This is a genomic window from Pseudomonas rustica (assembly GCF_018336155.1).
Classification (GTDB): domain Bacteria; phylum Pseudomonadota; class Gammaproteobacteria; order Pseudomonadales; family Pseudomonadaceae; genus Aquipseudomonas; species Aquipseudomonas rustica.
Map to the genome: position 1 here is coordinate 461,540 of NZ_JAGYHF010000002.1, position 18,084 is coordinate 479,623.

The 18,084-nt window shown below is 54.1% G+C and carries 13 protein-coding genes; 2 read left to right on the forward strand and 11 right to left on the reverse strand.

Annotation, left to right across the window (positions count from 1 at the left end):
* Positions 1-15: 15 nt before the first annotated feature.
* The 10 genes from KFS80_RS05285 to KFS80_RS05330 form a co-directional block, all read right to left on the reverse strand.
* Positions 16-1,809: a DUF262 domain-containing protein gene (locus tag KFS80_RS05285; protein WP_125970725.1), complete on the reverse strand. Its 1,794-nt coding sequence runs from the start codon at positions 1,807-1,809 to the stop codon at positions 16-18.
* Positions 1,806-2,783, reverse strand: coding sequence for a DUF932 domain-containing protein (locus tag KFS80_RS05290; RefSeq protein ID WP_125970727.1), 978 nt, complete (start codon positions 2,781-2,783; stop codon positions 1,806-1,808). Before KFS80_RS05290 ends, KFS80_RS05285 begins: the two co-directional genes overlap by 4 nt.
* Before the next feature lie 4 nt (positions 2,784-2,787).
* Entirely contained in the window at positions 2,788-6,228 is a 3,441-nt protein-coding gene (locus KFS80_RS05295) for an Eco57I restriction-modification methylase domain-containing protein (RefSeq protein ID WP_125970729.1), read from the reverse strand.
* Positions 6,228-9,692 (reverse strand): BREX system P-loop protein BrxC, encoded by a 3,465-nt coding sequence (gene brxC / locus KFS80_RS05300; protein WP_125970731.1) that lies wholly within the window; start codon positions 9,690-9,692, stop codon positions 6,228-6,230. The genes KFS80_RS05295 and brxC overlap by 1 nt, the downstream gene beginning before the upstream one ends.
* Before the next feature lie 65 nt (positions 9,693-9,757).
* Complete coding sequence (locus KFS80_RS05305; protein WP_125970733.1) at positions 9,758-10,303, reverse strand: BREX protein BrxB domain-containing protein; 546 nt, start codon at positions 10,301-10,303, stop codon at positions 9,758-9,760.
* Entirely contained in the window at positions 10,296-11,075 is a 780-nt protein-coding gene (locus KFS80_RS05310) for a hypothetical protein (protein ID WP_125970734.1), read from the reverse strand. The genes KFS80_RS05305 and KFS80_RS05310 overlap by 8 nt, the downstream gene beginning before the upstream one ends.
* Positions 11,075-11,968, reverse strand: coding sequence for a helix-turn-helix transcriptional regulator (locus KFS80_RS05315; RefSeq protein WP_125970735.1), 894 nt, complete (start codon positions 11,966-11,968; stop codon positions 11,075-11,077). The genes KFS80_RS05310 and KFS80_RS05315 overlap by 1 nt, the downstream gene beginning before the upstream one ends.
* A gap of 248 nt (positions 11,969-12,216) precedes the next feature.
* Positions 12,217-12,945, reverse strand: a complete 729-nt coding sequence (locus KFS80_RS05320) for an inovirus Gp2 family protein (protein WP_125970736.1) — start codon at positions 12,943-12,945, stop codon at positions 12,217-12,219.
* A 445-nt stretch (positions 12,946-13,390) separates the two neighbouring features.
* Positions 13,391-13,621 carry a helix-turn-helix transcriptional regulator gene (locus KFS80_RS05325; RefSeq protein ID WP_125970979.1) on the reverse strand — a complete coding sequence of 77 codons (231 nt, stop codon included), beginning with the start codon at positions 13,619-13,621 and terminating at the stop codon, positions 13,391-13,393.
* Between the two features lie 44 nt (positions 13,622-13,665).
* Positions 13,666-14,982, reverse strand: a complete 1,317-nt coding sequence (locus KFS80_RS05330; protein ID WP_125970737.1) for a hypothetical protein — start codon at positions 14,980-14,982, stop codon at positions 13,666-13,668.
* A gap of 163 nt (positions 14,983-15,145) precedes the next feature.
* Between KFS80_RS05330 and KFS80_RS05335 the strand changes: the two genes are divergently transcribed.
* Positions 15,146-15,979, forward strand: coding sequence for a hypothetical protein (locus tag KFS80_RS05335; protein ID WP_212544151.1), 834 nt, complete (start codon positions 15,146-15,148; stop codon positions 15,977-15,979).
* Positions 15,980-16,544: 565 nt separating this feature from the next.
* Here the strand turns inward: KFS80_RS05335 and KFS80_RS05340 are convergent.
* A complete protein-coding gene (locus KFS80_RS05340) occupies positions 16,545-17,081 on the reverse strand; it encodes a C40 family peptidase (protein WP_212544152.1) in 537 nt (178 codons plus the stop codon).
* A gap of 244 nt (positions 17,082-17,325) precedes the next feature.
* On the opposite strand from KFS80_RS05340, the gene aqpZ reads away from it, so the two are divergent.
* Positions 17,326-18,024, forward strand: coding sequence for an aquaporin Z (gene aqpZ, locus KFS80_RS05345; protein WP_212544153.1), 699 nt, complete (start codon positions 17,326-17,328; stop codon positions 18,022-18,024).
* Positions 18,025-18,084: the final 60 nt, after the last annotated feature.

The window sequence follows — 18,084 nt, forward strand, 5'->3', positions numbered from 1 at the left end:
CGTTAAAGGCCTGGGTCATGTCGCAGTAACCACCAACGGATACTTCCCCAGCACCTCTTGCACCAGCTGCTCAGTCCTCGCCTTCAGCTTCTCCACGGTCCAACTGCTCTCTGTAGCCAGTGCTTGGTTCAGATAGAGGCCGTTGTTGTAACCCACCTTGCGGCCTTGGCTATCGGTGCGGCTCTTCTTCTCTTCAAAGCTCTTGTTGCCCAGTGCGCTGTTGTAGCCAGATATAGTCAGGTTGCCCAGGCAATGGGCGTAGGTCTGCCGGTGCTGCTCGGCCAAGCTAGCATCGCCATCGGCAATCATCTGCACCCAACAGCTGGGAATGTTTTCGCCCTGGGGGAAGATATGCTCGATGGTCCAAACGTACTGTTTGCCTTTCAGTGCCCACAGATCGACCTGGGTTTCGCGGGTCATACGGCTTTCTTCAAGGGCGCAGAGCACAAAGCGGCAGACCGCCTTGTTGTCTTCGTAGATTGGACCTTTGAGGCTTTTCTCGAACTGCTCATCACTGGCGCTATCGGCTTTGAGCCTGTGCTGAATATGATTGACCACATCGCCAGCACGCAGCGCCAGGATCGCCTCAGCCACATCCATGAAAATACGGGTCAGATCACGAGTAGGCGGCAGGTCGGTCGTGTTGCGGCGAACAAAGAAGGCAATCAGGAAACCCACAACCTGTTCCAGGTGTTCATGCTGTAGTTCCAGCTCGGTTTGGCGCTCCATCAGCACCATCAGCAGCAAATAAGCGGCGGCACCTTGGATGCGGTCCAGCGATAGCAGCAGGCTGGAGAGCTTGGGCTGCTCAGGTACAGCACGGTAGCCAACAATTTGGGCATAGCTGTTGGACAGACGAATCATGGTGTGCAGAAAGCCCTCGGCATCATGGGCGATCAGCTTTTCATACACTTGCATTAGGTTCGACTTGGTAGCCACCGGTACTGAAACGACATCCTTCAAATCGGGTTTGAACGCGTTGTAATACTGGCGGAAGAAACGCTCCTGCACGGCGTAGTCATCACCCAGAGCGTCAATCACCTTCTTCCAGCGGTTGTACTGCTTGTCGATGCTGCCGGAGTCTTTGGACTCCAGAACTGCCAGTAACTTGTTCTTGATCAGGTCAATGGCCGTCAGCGGTACACCGCGATTGTTCAGCGACTCGAACAGAGTATAGGCATCGGAATGCCCGGCGACCTCGATCTTAACCAGGGTGGCGGTGTTAACTTTTTCCAACAGAGCCTGCAAGCTGGCAATGGGGTCAGCGCAGTGCTCCAGGTACAGCTCAATGCGGCTGATAAAATGCCGGAAGGCTTTCAGCACCCGCCGATTACCGGCATTCGGCACAGTCTCCACATCGTCCAAAATCCCGGTCTGGCCGAGCACCGCGAAGTAGTCCTGTTGGTTGTTGTTCTGCACCTGAGGGATCAGACGTGCCTGATCCTGCTTTTTCTTCAGCACCAGCTTGTGCTTAAGGTTATGCAGTTCAATCTGCTGATCCATGCCCAGATTCGGCAGGGTACGGTAACTCTGATAAATCGCGGCCAGTAGCAAAGACAGCGTGGTCATGCGCTGTTGCCCATCGACCAGTTCCAGGCTTTGCACCGTCAGGGCATCTTGCGACTGGTTGATGCAGATGATCGAGCCGAGGAAGTAATGCAGCTCGTTATCCAACAGATCCTCGAACAGCGCATCCCACTGCGCACGACTCCAGGTGTACTCACGCTGGTAGCGCGGTATGGCATACACCACCCCGCTCTCGATATCGAGCAGAGTGGAAACTGGGTAGTTGTAGACGGACTTGATCATAGTTTGGCGATGGCCTCCGCTGTAGCCAGGTTGTCAGCCAAATAGGTTTCGAAGGTGAAATCTCGCCGTTCGATCTGATCGACAAAGTCATTAATCCAGTCGCCCGCTTTATGCTGAAAACCATCCATCATGGTTTCCGGTGAGATGACACCTACCGGCCGGCTGGCGTAGTCGGTCAGCACATTCAGCACTGCATAGCCCTGCTCGCCCATCTTCACAAAGTAGTCACTGGACAAATCTGCAATAGCCTGGCGGAACTGCCGCAGCTCATCGGCTCTGCGCGGCTTGATAGGGGTGTCGCTCGGCAGGCGCACATCGAACACCTTGCAAGCCAACGGCAGCATCCAGCACGCAGGCACATGGAAGCGCTGAAGGTTGCGTAGCTTGCCGACAAATAGCTTCTCAAGAGCCTTTATGTCACCAAGGTTCTCTTGCCAGCGGCGCATGCCATCTTGCAATTGCTTGGTATGGGCAAAGCTGATTTCCACGCTTTTACCGCCGAATATCAGCCCATTCAGACATATCCAACGGCAAAAGCCGATTTCAAAACGCAGGCGACGGGTGCGGTTATAGCTGTTGGTAATGCGCACAAAGGGCACCCAGCGCTCGTTGGCCCAGGCTTCAAAGTCACTGCCCTTGTGGATCAGGTCGATATGACAGAAGGACCGCGATTTGGGCATGGTTACATTCAGGCACGCCATATCTTCCAGAGCGGTGAAATCGAACACCGACTTCAGCGCTTCTGCAGCCAGCTCATAGGCTTGCTGGTTGGTGACCAAGTGGTAATCCTCGGTCACTACGGCAAAGACATTCCCGCCGTCGATATCTACCACCGCCTGGTGGCGAGGTAACGCTTGATAGGCCGAGGCATTAAACAAGTCGCCGCCCTGGCCTGTTGCCTCAATAAAAACCGGCTTCAAGGCGACAGGGAAAAACGCCACTGCTGGGTCCATTGCAGTCCATTTACGTTCCATGTATTCAGTCCCTCGCTTTGCGCTTATCAGCCAGCGTCAGGTGGTGATCGTTGATCCGCGCACCTTCGCCTTCGTCGTATTGCAGGCCGAGGGTGTACCACGGGGCAGACTCGACGTCTTTGCCGCGGTCTTTGGTCCATTTGATGTTCGGCATCCAGCGCAGGATACCGGCGCCTTTTTTGCCGACGGCGCGGGCGCTGAGGAATGGGCGGATGTTGAGGCGCACGCCGTCGTTGAGGTCAGGGGTCCAGCCGATGGGTTGTTCGGCCAGGGGCTTCCAGCGCACGAAGATGTCGTAGGGCGCTTCGCCTTCGAGGATGGCTTCCAGTTCGCGCTTAAGGGCTTCGGCGGCCAGTAGGCGTTCCTGGGCACCGTCTTCGCTGCTGGCCATCCCGCTTTGCTGGGTGCGGATCCAGTCGCCCAAGTAGGTGTATATCAGGCGTTCGAGGCCAGCTTTATCGAGCTTATGGTAATTAACCAGGGCGCTGAAGCCGTCTTTGAGGCCGTCCCAGATGTGCCAGATAAACGGCCGATGCTGGAACAGTTTGCAGTGCTGTTCGAAGAACTTATCGCGCAGCCAGAGGCTGAGGGACTTGCTGCCGACGGTTTCCAACAGCCGGTTTTTCAACGGCGTGGTCCAGGCGTCGCCATAGGCGGCTTGCAGCAAAGCTTCCAGGCGCTGGTCGGCGGCCTTTTCGCCACGCACGGCAGGCAGACAGACAATGCCGTCGTCATCTACATAGGGATCCAACTTCAGGCAACGCTGTACCCACTCTCGCTGCTCTGTGGCCAGCTCCATCTCCGGACCCAGCTCCGCCGGCCAGCGGTAGCCCAGCAGGCGCGCAACGGCGACTTGCAGCACGCTGTCATCGATACGCAACTCACCGTGAGCGGTCCATTTGGTTTTTTCGTCCCAGGTTACCGAGCCACATGGATGACCGTGGAAAATCCATTGAGTGGGGTCATTGGTGTAAGGCTGGGGCAGGCCTTTGGGGTATTGCTCTGCAGCGACCTTGATCCAATGGTCGAGGTCGAAGGGGACTTTGAGCAGCGTTGACACAGTCACCTTGAGGTTTTTATCAATTTTACGAACCTCATCGGAGTAGTAAGTAGACTCACAATAAGCACTAATCGCAGGTAAATACTTATCCGATTTCGGGATGATCATTGCCACGGACTGGTCATATAGGTCGCCAACATACGTTGAAGCGGGAAGCTTACCCATTTGACTTATAGCGATCCCTCTTTTTCCCCAGGCTTGATTTCCCCTCCGGTCTGCATCATGAAGCCGCTCCTTCAGTTCAACAGCCAGCTTTCTCAACTGTCCGGAGCCACCTTCCCATAAAATTATGTTGGACATTCCTCCAAAATGTTTAGAGTGATCGGTAGTTCTCTGAAAAAATGACCATGCAGGATAATAAGAAGAAGTTACCTCCCAATGGAGTGCTACAAATCTCGGAGTGTCACCATTCAAAATTCCTGCACTGCAGGCTGTATAACTTTCTAATGTTGGTAATTCTAAATTTCTTTCCTGAAGAGAGATTCTTGCATCACCATGATTGATTGCAACTTTAGAATTCAGGATGGTCAGATTTGAACTCATTAGCGATTCGGATTTGCCTTCTGAATTTTTGCAATCAGTTAAGTCTTGACCATTGAAAAACTCCCCTCCCTCAGAAAGTATTAACAGTAATACATCCGCTCCTACTGACACATCAAAGGCATTCGCCCCCAACTGGCTGAGATGTCTTATACGTCTATCTTTCAGGAGAGAACGGCGATAATTCTGATATGAACTTTGGTACAACCAGTTCTGGGGCAACACCAAGCATTGTGTTTTTCCTGCACAAAACTGTTCACCCCGTAAAACAAATGTCGTCGATAAATCAGCCCTGCCATCGGGGAAATTCTTTCTAGAGAAGTCCCTCAAGGCAGCAGATTGCTTTTTTTCACCTAGATATGGCGGATTGGTCATGACACAGTGGTATGTGTTCGACAACAGTTCCGCGGACTTTGCGATACCTTGAGCCACGACCTCAATTTCAACTCTTTGGTCATCTTTTTCAGCTCCCAGTGCTTTGGTTAAAAGCGGCCCAACTTCTTCCCACGGCAGTTCGAGCAGCGTACCCTTTCCGAGACTTACTTCTGGATTGATAAGACTCCCTAGTAGCGATGCATCCTTGAATTGCCGGTAAAGCTCTTCAAGTGCAGACCTAAGGGCTACGTTGTCTCCACCCAATGCCATCCAGTCTTCTTTGGCGGCGCTAATGGACAGGCCACTGCAGGCCAGATGCAGCTCAGGCAGGTTACGGTAACCACCGGCATCCTGAAACCGCCAGGCTTCCAGCGCCACCGCAAAGGCGGCCAGTTCCACGCAGCGCTGATCCAGCTCCAATCCGTGCAGGTTTTCACTCAGCACCCGGTCGATGGCTTGCTGAGCAGTGAGGCTTTCCAGCATCATGCGCATCGGCACTAGCATCAAAAACGCCGCTACCAGAAAGTGGCCGGAGCCGCAGCAGGGGTCTAAGGTTTTCAACTCACGCAGCTGTTTAGGCCAAGCATCGAAGGTGCCAGAGGCGGGCTGCCATCGCTGGGCCGCTCCATCTTTTACAAAGCGCAGATAACTTAGCGGCACGCCTGGGATGGCAGCTTTCTCGCGCAGCTCCTCTTCGCTACCCGCATTTTGCCAGTCGCTGTCGCTCAGGCGCTGGCCGGCCCACCAAGCACCCAGACTGTTATCGAGCAGAAAACTGACCATATAGGGTTCGGTAAACAGCTGGGTAACTGGCGAAAGTTCGTCGGCGCCGATCTTAACCTCAGAATCATTGACTTCTTTTTTTCGCTTGCTCTGCCAGAACTGATAAACCCAGCCGAGGCTGTCCTGGGCCTGAAAGGTTTCCAAGGCCAAGCCAGTCACCAGTTGCTCCAGGCTGCGCTGATGTTCTGGGGCAAAATCCAGCTCGAACACCGGCGAGTCGATGCGGAAGATCTGCGGCAGCATCTTCGAGGCCAGTACCCCGGCCAGCTCCCAACCGCTTTGGCAGCGGCGTTCCAATTCGTCACGGGCCACATCCGGGTCTTGCACCAGCTCGTTGCATTCAGCCAGAGTCAGCTGGGTATGATCGTCATACATGAGCAGACTGTTCTGCTCCAGAAAGCGCGCAAACAACATGCGGTGCCAGTGTTCGTAGGCGACTTCGGTGACCAGCTTGTGGATCGACTGTTGGCCGTTGCCGTCTTTGCTGTCACCCAACTGGCGGCCATGGGCACGCAGGCGGGTGCGCAGCTTGCGCTGTTCATCACTCAGGTAGTCGGCCGGCTTAGCATCGCCCACGCCCAGTCGTTTGACGGCCTGGGTAGCTGCTTGCTCGGCGATGTCGCGGGCTTTGACGACGGTGGCTTCCAGCGCACGGCGCAGGGCCTTATCAAGGGGCTGTCGAGTCATCAGAAAGTCACCGGTCCATCGTTGAGTTTATCAAGAACCTGTTGTTTCACCTCTGCCAACCATGTGTCGACATCGGCCTCGGTCTCAAAGGTTTTACGCGGCAGGCTGATGCGCTGCAGTTTGGGTTGCAGCAGCAGCACGGCTTCCATGCGAGCGCTATCGAACTTACTGGCCAACGAATCGGTGCGGTCGGTCCACTGCTCCAGGCTGACGTCATTAAGACTGTCGATAATGGCCTCGGCGTCGTTCAGTGCCGGTTGCGCCAAGGTAAGCAGCTTACGTTTGCCGAGGATGTCGCTCTGTTGCTGCTCGCTGAGTTGCTGCCAGTGGCTGTCGGCTTGCAATTGGGTCAGGCACTCGGCATACCGATCCTGATAGGCCTGCACATGGAACTGGATGGCATCGCGCAGCTTATTGACCAGTTGCTGGACCAGGCCGGATACCGGATTGGGGTCATCCAGTAAGGAGCGGTGGCTGACTATGGCATCCACCTCGGTCTGGATAGCGAGATGGAAAGACAGACCACGACCGAGGTCGAGCAGGTTTTTCAGCAGCGCCCAATCAGTGCGCCGGGCTTCGATGCGCTGGGCAATATCGGCCCAGTCCTTGACCGCCTGTTTGATGGCGTCTAGCTCATCGAGCACATGCTTGAGTTGTGCGTTACCAGAGTGACGCGCCAGCTCGTCGAAAATACGACTGTCGGGAGTTTTCGGTAGAGGGGCTTCCCCCCCGGCGCGCTTAGCCAGATCACGGCCTTTTTCAGCTAGAAGTGGCAGCTTGCTGGCTTCTTCACCGGGCTGGCAATCGATGCCGCTGCTGCTGAGTACACCGCGTATTTTGATCAGGTCTACCGGGCGGATAGTGATGCTTTCCGGCTTAAAGCTAGTTTGAGTGATCTGCTTGCGATCCAGCGTTGTGGCGGTAACCGGGTTATTGCGGTTGTCGTAGGCGATGAGAATGCCGGTGGCCATCAGAATGGCGAGGCCTCCGTCGATGGCGTCCTGCGGCCAGCCGTATGGGGCGGCCAGAAAGTGCTCACGAATCTCGTTACCTTTTTTCGACACACCGATATAGCGTTTAATGGCAGCGCATACAGGCTGCTGCTCGGCATCACCGCTGTAGCTCAGTGCTTCCAGGGCATTTTGCCCACCCTCTTTGCTGGCGCGGTCATACACCTTGCCCCAGCCGTTATGGTCAGCGGCATCAAAGTCGCGGTAGAGGCGAATCAGCGAGGCTTTAGCAGCAGTTTCTACACGGTCGGCAATAGTGTTGCCGTCTACTTCGTTACCACCGGCCTGAAGCACTTGCACGCCGTCGAAAATTTCGCGCAGCAATGCTTGTACCTGCTTTTGCGCATCGCGGTAGCGGGTTTCCATCGCGCTACGGGCATCTTTTCCGGCATCGGTATTGGGAATGCCGCGCTTTTCCAGAGTGGCATGAGCAGCGTTCTCAGCAATGATGGCGCTTGTCAGCTCGGAGCGGTTGCGCGCTGGTACAAAGACGAAAATAGTCGGCTCGCCCGGCTGGCGGCTGCGGGCATCGGCAAGGAAGCTCTTTTCATCAATACTCCAGCCGTCCTGTACCCAGGCGTAGACTTTTTCTTTGGCGTCTTTGGGCAGCTCGGAGTCAAAGCAAGGGATAACCTGGCGCGGCTCATTGCACTTGCCCTGGGTGAGACGCACCTGAGCTACCTGGCGGCGCAGCTCTTTGTGCAACAGGTCTACGCGGATATTTTCGATACGCTGCATATTGCCGCGCATATCGGCTTCTTCCTGGCGAAGAGTGTCGTACCACTGCGCACTCTCCTGAGTTTGCAGACGGAACTCGGTGCCGATGCTGGTTTGCATGGGCATAACCAGGCCTTCGTCGGCCAATGCCTGCAGCAGTTTGGGCACGCTGGTGCGGATGGAGTCTTTGCCGTTATTGAGGTCATCAATCAGCAGGTCAGCCAGCATGTCGGCGGTGGCCCGCACCCCGCAATCGGCGGTCGGATCGGAAGGCAATTTACCGATCAGCAGCACCAGACCGAGAATGCGCGACTTGAGCTTATCGTCAGCATCGCCGGCGGACAGGCGACCAATGGTTTCGGCAATTTCTTTGGAGATGACGCCGGTTTGCAACAGGTTGACTGCGATCTGGTTGTAGATGAAGTCAGCCGGCACCACATGGCCGAGCGGCAGGTCGGCGGTGGCCTGGGCGGCTTCGTGGATGACCTTGAGCTGGTTACGCAATTGCGAGACGGTGCCGGTGGTATCAACGATACGCAGCACCCGCTCCCAGAAGCGGCGGCGTACCGGCAGCAGGGGGTAATCAGCCAGCATGACTTTTTCGTCATCCTGATGGTGCTCGATTTTGGTGCCGCGCAGCTGACGTGAAATCTCGCCCAAGTGAGATTGCAGCACCTGCTCCAATTGCGGCTTGGCCGAGGCTTTTTTCTGCAGGATGACCTTGCGGATCACCGACTCAACATCGGTATCGGATAGCTGAATTGGAATTTGGAAACGGCCAAGCAAGCGCTGCAGGTTAGGCATGCCGGACAGCGCGCTCTGACCAGTGGCGACAAACAGCAATTTGTTTTGAAAGACGGAATGTTTGCAGCAGGTTTCGACTACTTCCTGAACCTGGTGCGCTTTGTCGGTATCGGAGCCAACGTACTGTTGCACCTCATCGAGCACCACCAAGGTGAGCGGGAACTGGCCTTCTTTAGCAAGGGCGTCGTAAATGGCATCGACCATCTGCTGGTTAGTGACGTCCTGAACATTGGGGTACTGCTCGCGCAGCAACTGGCGTACCTCTTTGACGTCGTTACCCAGGGTGCTGTCCACCTCAAGCAGCGCTCCAGCGATGCTACGGGAAACGTAAAGGTCTTCCAGCTCGTCGTCCCAGCTGTCACCAGTTGTTTCGACCTTGCCTCTAACTTGATCGAAAATACCCTGTTTTTTCAGCCACAGTACAAAACGGGCCTGATGGTACTGCTCGGGCAGGCCTGCGGATTTGAACACAATGTTGAGCAGCGCCAGGCGCACGTTGTTGTTGGCACCAGAGCCCAACGTACCAGAGGCGGCATGCAGACCGCCGTGGCGGTTGGCGGCGTTGCTCAGCTCCTTGAAGTGATCTTTGACCTCTGGTGGCAGATCGGCGATATCGCGGGCAGAGACACCATCGTTGAACGGCTGATTAGTCCACAGCGCACGCAGCATTTTGGCCAGGTGCGATTTACCAGAACCGAAGAAGCCAGAGATCCACACGCCAGGCTGTTCGTGCTGGCTGCCCAAATTGCGCAGGTAAGCAGACAGAATCTTGTCGAGACCGGCTTGGTACTCACCATCGCAGACGAAAGTTTGCAGCTCGTAGCGCAGGGTCTTGAGTGCCTGGGCTGACTGGTCATCCTTTACTTCGGCGACGCCGTTGTTTTCCAGACGATTTTGCTGGGGGTCGAGCTGGTAAATCTCGCGGTTCAACATCCTGTGCCTACTCCCTTTGCGCTTACTGCGCCAATCTGAGCGTTAAATTCTGCATGCATTGGTATTCAGTTTTCAGCAGTGATTGCGGTGGCCTGGTAGCCCCAGCCGTCGCGAGCATCGAGCAGGCGGTAGCCGTTGTTGATGTACTCGCCGGGGAATAGCACTAACAAGCGCCCCGGAACATGTTCAGCCAGTTGTTTCACGAAATCGGAAACCGAGGCAAAACCAAACAGAGTGCCGCAGCCAACCAAAGCGACCAGGGTCTTGTCGTCTGCCTTGGTCTGGATTTGCTCCGCAAGCACCTCCACCGATTGGCGGACGAAGGTCTTGTACTTCGGCGTTAGGCTGTCTGGCTCTTCAAAGTAGTCTTCACGGTATTTCTGCTTGGCCATCCAATCAGAGAACAGGCAGGTGATATCCAGCTCCAACCAGGGGTGGCCGGCGCTTTCAGTGGCCAGCCGAAACTCTTCAACCCTGGCGCGCAGCTTAAGCTCGTCCTCTTTGTGGTAGACGGCAAACAACACCCGCTGCTCGTTGGCCAACCCCTTCATCCAGGGCAAGCTGATGTGGTTGGCGTAGCTCTTTATAAGTCGGTTCAGTCGGTTACTCATGCAACCAGGACTCCTCTTCCTTGCTCAGGTAGTCGGGGAAGGTCACTTCCACCACTTCACTGGAGTGTTTGAAATTGATCATTCCGCTGTAGCTGGCCTGGCGAGCCAACTCCAACAGCCGTTCTTGGCGGCAGCCGAGTAGGCGAAGCCATTCGCTGATAAATAGCCGGTTGCCAGTTGCTCCCTGCAGATAACCGAGGAACAAGGCAAACACCACGTTTACCGGGCGTACGTCCGGCTCGGCACGGTGCTTTTTACTGCGTCCTTGAAGAAAGCCTGCATTTGTCCAAGAACCGTTGACGTTCTGCGCCAGAGATTTGAGCATCGCTGGGCTATAGCGGTCCGGACATTGCTCATCCAGCGCTTGCTCCATGTCTTCACGGGGCAACAATTGGCCTGGCACGAGCGAAAGGATTTTGTCCTGTGAGAGACGTAGCAGCGGGTCTCGAGCGAGTGCCATTTGACACGCGAGCATGGGTCTTGCCGATTCGTCGCTTTCCCACAGACGGCGGAATGTCCGGAAAAGTGGGATATGGGTATCCATGCCATATAGGTCGACGAGGTGACGCCAGGTCAGCTTTCGTGCCTTTTCAGTCGGTTTATGCAAAACGTTAAATAGCTCGATGTCTTCCTGGTACTGGGCGGGGGTCGCCTCAAAGCCACGCCCATGAAACAGCTCGGTAATTTCTGCCAGCATCATTGTGCGGGCGGAGTGAGCACCGTTGCGGCCGAACTTGAAGCCGAATTTTTGTTGGGAGTCAGTCGAGCTCATCAGTAGCCGGCCTCTTCAGTAAAGCCAGGGGAAATGGCCAGGCTGACTTGGGTTGCGACCCATTTGGGATCCCGCAACGCCAATTGATATTCATCGGGATTCAACGTTGCCTTAGGGCTGCAGTCGACTCCCCAGCGGCGTAGTAAATAACCGCCCATTGCAGCCCGAACTGAGCGCTTGATGGATTGCCCAGATTCGAGACCGTAATCCAGCTCGATGGCACGGGCGTAGGATGCCCTGGGGTGCGGGATCAGTTCGAGGCTGACAATACGTTGCCAATCGTGATCGTGCGCTATGGATTCAACTGCGCCTTTGACCGCCGCAGCCGCTTCATCTACGGCTGTAATGCGGGTCAGCACAAAGTCTCTGAACTCAGCGTGCGTCCGGCAGTAGGCGCGGGTGTGCCAGCGTAGGCCGGTATTCACCAGGCTGTGCGGCACAATTTCGCGGATGGTTTCACCACTACTGATCGAGACATAAGCGATGGATAAAGCTTCACCGGCATAAATGGCCCGCGATACCGCCGCCAGTATTTCCAAGTCCGGTTGATTCAACGTTGGGGCAGCATCGACAAGAATTGGCTGTGCACAGGCTTCCAACCCTAACCCCTGCCCCAAGGTAAGCGTCTGTAGGGTGTGCTCGCGATCATAGGTAAACAGCGGCAGGAAGTGGTCAGTACGCCGATAAACCTTGTTGCTGTGATCGTAATCCAGATTTTGTGGTGCCAGCTGGCGATACAGCGCGAAGTCACGGGTGGCATTAGACAAGGCAATACCGAAGCGCTGCACCAAATCCTGCCTTGTAACCTGACCACGGAAGCGTGTCAGAAAGTCAATCTGCCATAGGCGTTCGCGCTGGTTTGGTGAAGCCTCGTCTGGCGCCCTCGTCGGCATGTAGCAATGTCCTTGTCTGAACCGTTTAATCAGTCATGATAAAAATGATGATAACGGTGGTGACAGGGACAAACCAGAGCTAATTAGGAAATGAGTTGCACATAAACAAAAGCAACCGGTGGTAGTAAAGGTCCTGGCCTAGCAGCCATGGTCAAAGCAAGCCCATCCACAAACGAATGTACTGCTCAGCCAAGCCGGGTATGTCGGTAAAAGCGCCCCCCTTCTCGTTGCAAGGCCAGATATTTGATTTATCCCCTGCTGGTGCCGAATCCACGCTGACGATCCCCGTAGGATTTCGTACCGGCCTTACACAGGTAGCTGGCCCGATAGAACAGTTCAGGCAGTTCATCCACCAGAACCTTGCGATTACTTCCTGCCACCTTTCGCTCACGGGGATTTCGATCAATCCGATACGTCGCGTTATCAGGGATATGCACCTGCTCTTCGACCAGCACGACCGGTAACCCCAACGCACTGGCCCAGGCCTCCTGTAAACGAGCGATCATATTTCGTCTTGCTGATTGCAACTTCCCCACCGAGTAGTAGGCATCGCGATTGAGTAGGAATACCAGGTGGTAGTGCGGCCTCCCGACCTGTCCCACTTCCCGAGCCCACACGTATCGGACTTTGCAGTCACGAGCATGCAGCTTGTGCTCACGCAATTGACTACGGTGGTATTCAATCTTGGCTTTGAAGGACTCGATGAACCTGCTGATGACCTCGTTGGTGTAGACATAGTCAGGTAGATCGCTCCCACGCGGCAGGTGGAGATCCACTCTGAATGCCAGCGACCTGGGATACTGATCAAGTGCCAGATCTACAGTGCGCTTCAGATGTGAGAGGTACTCCCGGATGAACGGGCCCTTATCGACCATAATTCGTCGGCCTTCAAAGGTGTCGTCGCGGTGCAGGTGGAGGTTGGTGTTGTCTGAATGACGAAGCAGCTGGCGGCTGGTGGTAGCGGTATGACTGAACATGGTTATGACTCCTCAGGTTGTTGGTGAGTTTCATAACCGTCTGGATCATATGTAATTTTTAACCGTTACCTCGTACTGGCACCTGACTCCCTCGACTGGATACCCTGAGGTCCGTGCTTGCAGTTCATACCTCAGCAACCCTGCGAACCCTACGGGTAGTAAGTGCTAGTAAAAGCATAATACCCGTACCACAATTGACGCTCTCGGCTACACCGTGATCGGGGGATGTTTTTTCACTGCCACGCCGTGAACTTCTCTAGAGTATTTACTCCGGAGATAAACCATCGATCTACGACCTTAGTACAGCCATCAACCCGACCTCCCAACGAACCGAGCAATGAGGAGCAGCATTGCTTGGTACCGGGGACGTCCGATGGGGAATACCGCCCTAACCAGCATAAGCGCCATGACCAGCCATAGCCGGTCATGGCGCTTATGCTGGTTTTTAGCTGGCCATACTCAGGTGGCCGGTGGACCGCACTGCAGTGCCCTCTGCCAGATCACGCTCCTCGATCCTTGCCAAGATCCAATCGTGCACCTCGCTGTCGACCCAGCCGACGCAGCGGTCGCCCAGTGACACCGGTTTGGGGAAGGTGCCTTCCGTGATGTATTTGTAGATGGTCGACCGGGCTAGGCCGGTCGAGTCGATGACATCTTTCAGGCGCATGATTTTCATGATGGTGGGCATCCTCTAATGGTCCAGAGGATTGGCAGGGGTAGTTAAAAATCACCTCCGCCCGAGGCTTTTGGCCGAGTCAACAAGCCAAAGCGGTAGCGATCTTCAGTTGTCAGCTCAGACTCCCTCCCGTGTAGCTCACAAACACGCGGGGAGATGTAATTGATAACCAGGCAACTGACTCCAGGCACAGGAGCATGCTCCATTAAGAGCGTTGTGACCTTAGTGTCATCGGCTTGATCAGGGGCAGGAATAAGCGCGATAGGCGCGCCACAAGAAACACCCGAAGGCATGCGCACAAGCAAGCCTTTAATACCTTTAGCACGCTCAAGCACCCACCAACAAAAATGCTCGATCACAACAGCCCAATTGGACTTACTGATTTTCATACCACCCGCAGAGTTACCGTCTGGCCTCTGAAAATCAGAAGAAACCATATTCTGCAGCGCTTGGGTTAGATCAGGGCACACCGGACGCCTAAGCCCACTCCAGTGACTGGTAAGAAGGAATGACACATACCCTTCTAGCCGTAAGTAAAGAAGATTAAACACCTCTGCTTTGAGCTGCTGAAAATAGTGTTCTACGACCGGATGTGCAATTGCACACACTGCTTCCCTGCGATTAACGCCAAGCCCATGAAGCACCAAGACGGCACATCCATCACTCTGCAGTCCAAGAAATGGATGGTTCAGGTTGAGGAAGTAGATCGAACTGACCTTAGCGTCCGTAAACACCGCGCTAGAAACACCAGGCACATAGCTTCGGATGAGTCCCAGCTCGACGAGCCGCCGTAGCTGAGATTTCAATTTGGCCTCCGCCATACCGGTCAGTTGGCGAAGCGTTGACATCCCCAGACCTCGAACAACACCAAGCCCATCCGCATGACTGACCAGCACGGCCAACAACCACCTATTGCTGACACTTGGTAGATTGTTTTTTTCCCTGACGGGAGGCCGTTTGAACCCAATCGCGTTACTCCGACAGCCATCACTGTTTTGCTCTTCCCCCCGCTCACACTGAATAGATAGAAGGTTCTTGATGATCTGCTCACAGACAGACGGGCAACTGACCCCAGGGTACTCACCCAGGAAGGCCAGAATCGAAGGTGAAACCTCAAAACTCCGAGAGGGGCGCCCCCTACCCACCGATATTTTTTTGACGACGAGATATGCCTCCGCCGTCGATAACTTGGACACCGCCTGCATGACCACACGCGGAGGCATCCTCAGGCGCTCTGCCAGCTCCAGCACCGTCAACTGAACTGGTCCGGCTCCCCCAAAGCGCATCACAAATGAGGCCATGAACAGCCGGACTTCAGCCCCAATATCCCCCATCGGGTAGCGTAACAGACTCAAAATCACGAGCCATTCTCCTATTTTATATCGTAATTCTATCCTATCATTGTAGTTAACATTACTTAATACCGTTATTGATTGCGTTATCAAATAACGGTATTAAGTAATCAATTAAATCTTTAGTGACTCATCACTACGATGAGCACAGATGAGTAATTGAGGAACACCTATGGGACGTAGAAGAACACCAGGCTTGGAGTGGCTGGACCCGGAAGACAGGAAGCAACGGCAATGGGCCGTGAACTACCTGTGGGCAAGGGACTATTTGCCCGACAGCAAGGGACCCAGAAGCTTCATAAGGGATGAAGAAATACAAGAAATCGGGAATGGGATGGAGCTAGATGCCAAAGGACGTGAAGTGCTGAAACTGATGAAGGAAGCTTGGCGCCAAAAAAGGCGCAAGGACACCAACGACAGCATTCAGACATGTACCTTTACGCTGAAGACAACAACAAAAGCCAACCTGAAAAAAATTGCCGATGGCCAGAAAAAGAACGTGACAGCCTTACTGGAAGCACTAATTGATAAGGCTTACAAAGCCCACCAGGCCAGAGAGAAAAAGCAAAGGCCGCCACAGCCAATCCCCGCCAAAGCCGCCAGCAACACATTTCCGGGCCGCCGACACCTGTCAGGAAGCGACGCTGAGTCGGTCAGATACCTTGCCTCCTCGGCAGAGAGCATCCACCCTGACCAGAAAGCTAGCTTGGAGCCCAGAGAGTCAGTTAACGCGGCTGCCAGCGCCTCTACATACAGCCCTGCGCCGATGCCTGCCACAAACCCGACCATGCCAGCTTCCACGCACCACATCGAAATGGTTGGCCAGGTCCCCGATATAGCAACGGCCGAGGAGATCGCTCACAGCCGCCGTATGCTAGATCTAGCCATTAAAGATAAGCTCGCCAGGAAGAAAGCACGCACCAGGACAAGTGAAGTCCACGCGCCTCAAACGGGCATCCCCGGCACCGCGCTACACGATCCCAATATCGAGCCATATCCGGGCTGAATAACCCAAAAGCATCTGAGTCACTACCTGAAACAGCTAGCACGCGGGAAGGTATCTATAGAAGAAGAGCTGCCTGAACTGCCCCCCCGACGGAGAAGCTGCATTAAATGCACTCGCAGAAAAGTGGATGCGCGAGATCCAGGAGGCAGTCGGCGTCTTCGCAGCGAAGCGTGAGATGATGAGCCCAAGATCACTGGTTAATACCTAAAGGGCGATGTAGCAATAGCACTCCATCAAGACGTTCTAAGGTACCAAGCAAATTCAATTGGCATTCCAAATAGCATTCCAACAAAAAAATCGAACCGATAATTTGTTTAATATTCAACAGCTTGCGCTATCAGTTCAAATTACCCCGGCCCACCAACTCAAAAAAAAAGACGTCCTCGGACGTCTTTTTTTTTGGCTGAAATTCGACAAAATCCGTTTTCAGCGTCGATCGCCGTCACACAGCAGCCAACCATCGGTCTGGGCCGGGGTTCTCGGACAGGTACAGAGCGCCAAAGGTTGCGATCTGCCTACGCGAGTCCAGACCGGGATGCTCGATTAAAAGGACATGCAAACCTGGTCAATAAAACTCATTTGCTGAAAATTCATGAAAACGCTTGGCAGCAAGATAACGCTTATTCCAGTAATCACTCTCAAGTAAATCAATTCGCATGACTTTTCCTCGACTGGGCGCGTGAATAAATCGGCCGCCCCCAATGTACACGCCTACATGGCTAACAGGCCGCCGTCTATCATGCTTGAAGAACACTGCATCCCCAGGTTTCAGTTGTTTACGCGGCACAACTTGTCCCAAACTATTGAACATTGACGCAGTGGTTCTTGGCAGTTGTATACCCGCCTCTGTTTTAAATAAATAAACCAACAAGCCACTGCAATCAAAACCCTCTCGAACATTACTGCCACCCCAGCGATAACGCGTGCCAATTAGCTCATGGGCACGGTCGACAATTCTATTTGTTGGCGACAGTTCTGCATTGATAGAAATCGTGCTCAAGCCAACGGGCACTGAAATGCGATCGCGCTTTTCGCCGAGCGCCATTGGCGATCCGCCCATCAGAGCCAAGCTTAAATAAAAACTGAGTATATATCGTCTCATGCAACAACCATCAACACTGTTTAACGAGTGCACAGGGTAGGAAACGCCACCGTCCAAATACATAAGCACTGTCTTAAATAAAGACTTCACCAACTGACGAAAAAAGCTATAAACAAGACAATTCTCATGGATCAATTAACGACTGATTGGGTAACGTTAAAATCATCACATTCAAACAAACCCCGACCACCGATATATTCAAATCGGACGACGTTACTCCACCCATATCACACAGGATCTGAACGTGAGGAAAAGACTGGCGGTAGAATTTCTGGGCACCTTCTGGCTAACTTTTGGCGGTTGCGGGAGCGCCATACTTGCAGCTGCATTTCCTGAGCTGGGAATTGGTTTCGCGGGGGTCGCATTGGCCTTCGGATTAACTGTACTTACGATGGCGTACGCAGTGGGATCCATCTCCGGCGGGCATTTCAATCCCGCCGTTACGATAGGTTTGTGGGCTGGTAATCGGGTAGACGTAAAAGATGTCGTCCCTTATGTTTTTGCACAAGTAATCGGCGCCATTACCGCTGCCGCCGCGCTGTATTTCATCGCCAGTGGAAAGCCTGGGTTTGAGGTCGGCGGATTCGCAGCGAATGGATACGGCGACCTTAGCCCTGGCAAATTCAGTTTGTCAGCGGCCCTGGCTGTTGAATTCATCGCCACTTTTTTCTTTCTGTTCATCATCATGCGAGTGACATCACCCAGTGCCGTACATGGCTTCGCACCACTGGCAATTGGTCTGACCTTAACGCTCATCCATCTGATATCCATACCGGTTACCAATACCTCGGTCAATCCTGCTCGCAGCACTGGACCTGCGCTTTTTGCCGGAGCTGCATACATGAGCCAACTCTGGTTGTTCTGGCTGGCTCCGATAGCTGGCGCAATCATGGGCGCGCTGTTCGCCAAAAAGTTTGACACTCGTGCGACAGCACAGCCCTAGAGATCGGCACCTGGAGTGCCCAACGTTTTCAACGGGGGCACTCTTCTGAGACATGTCTTA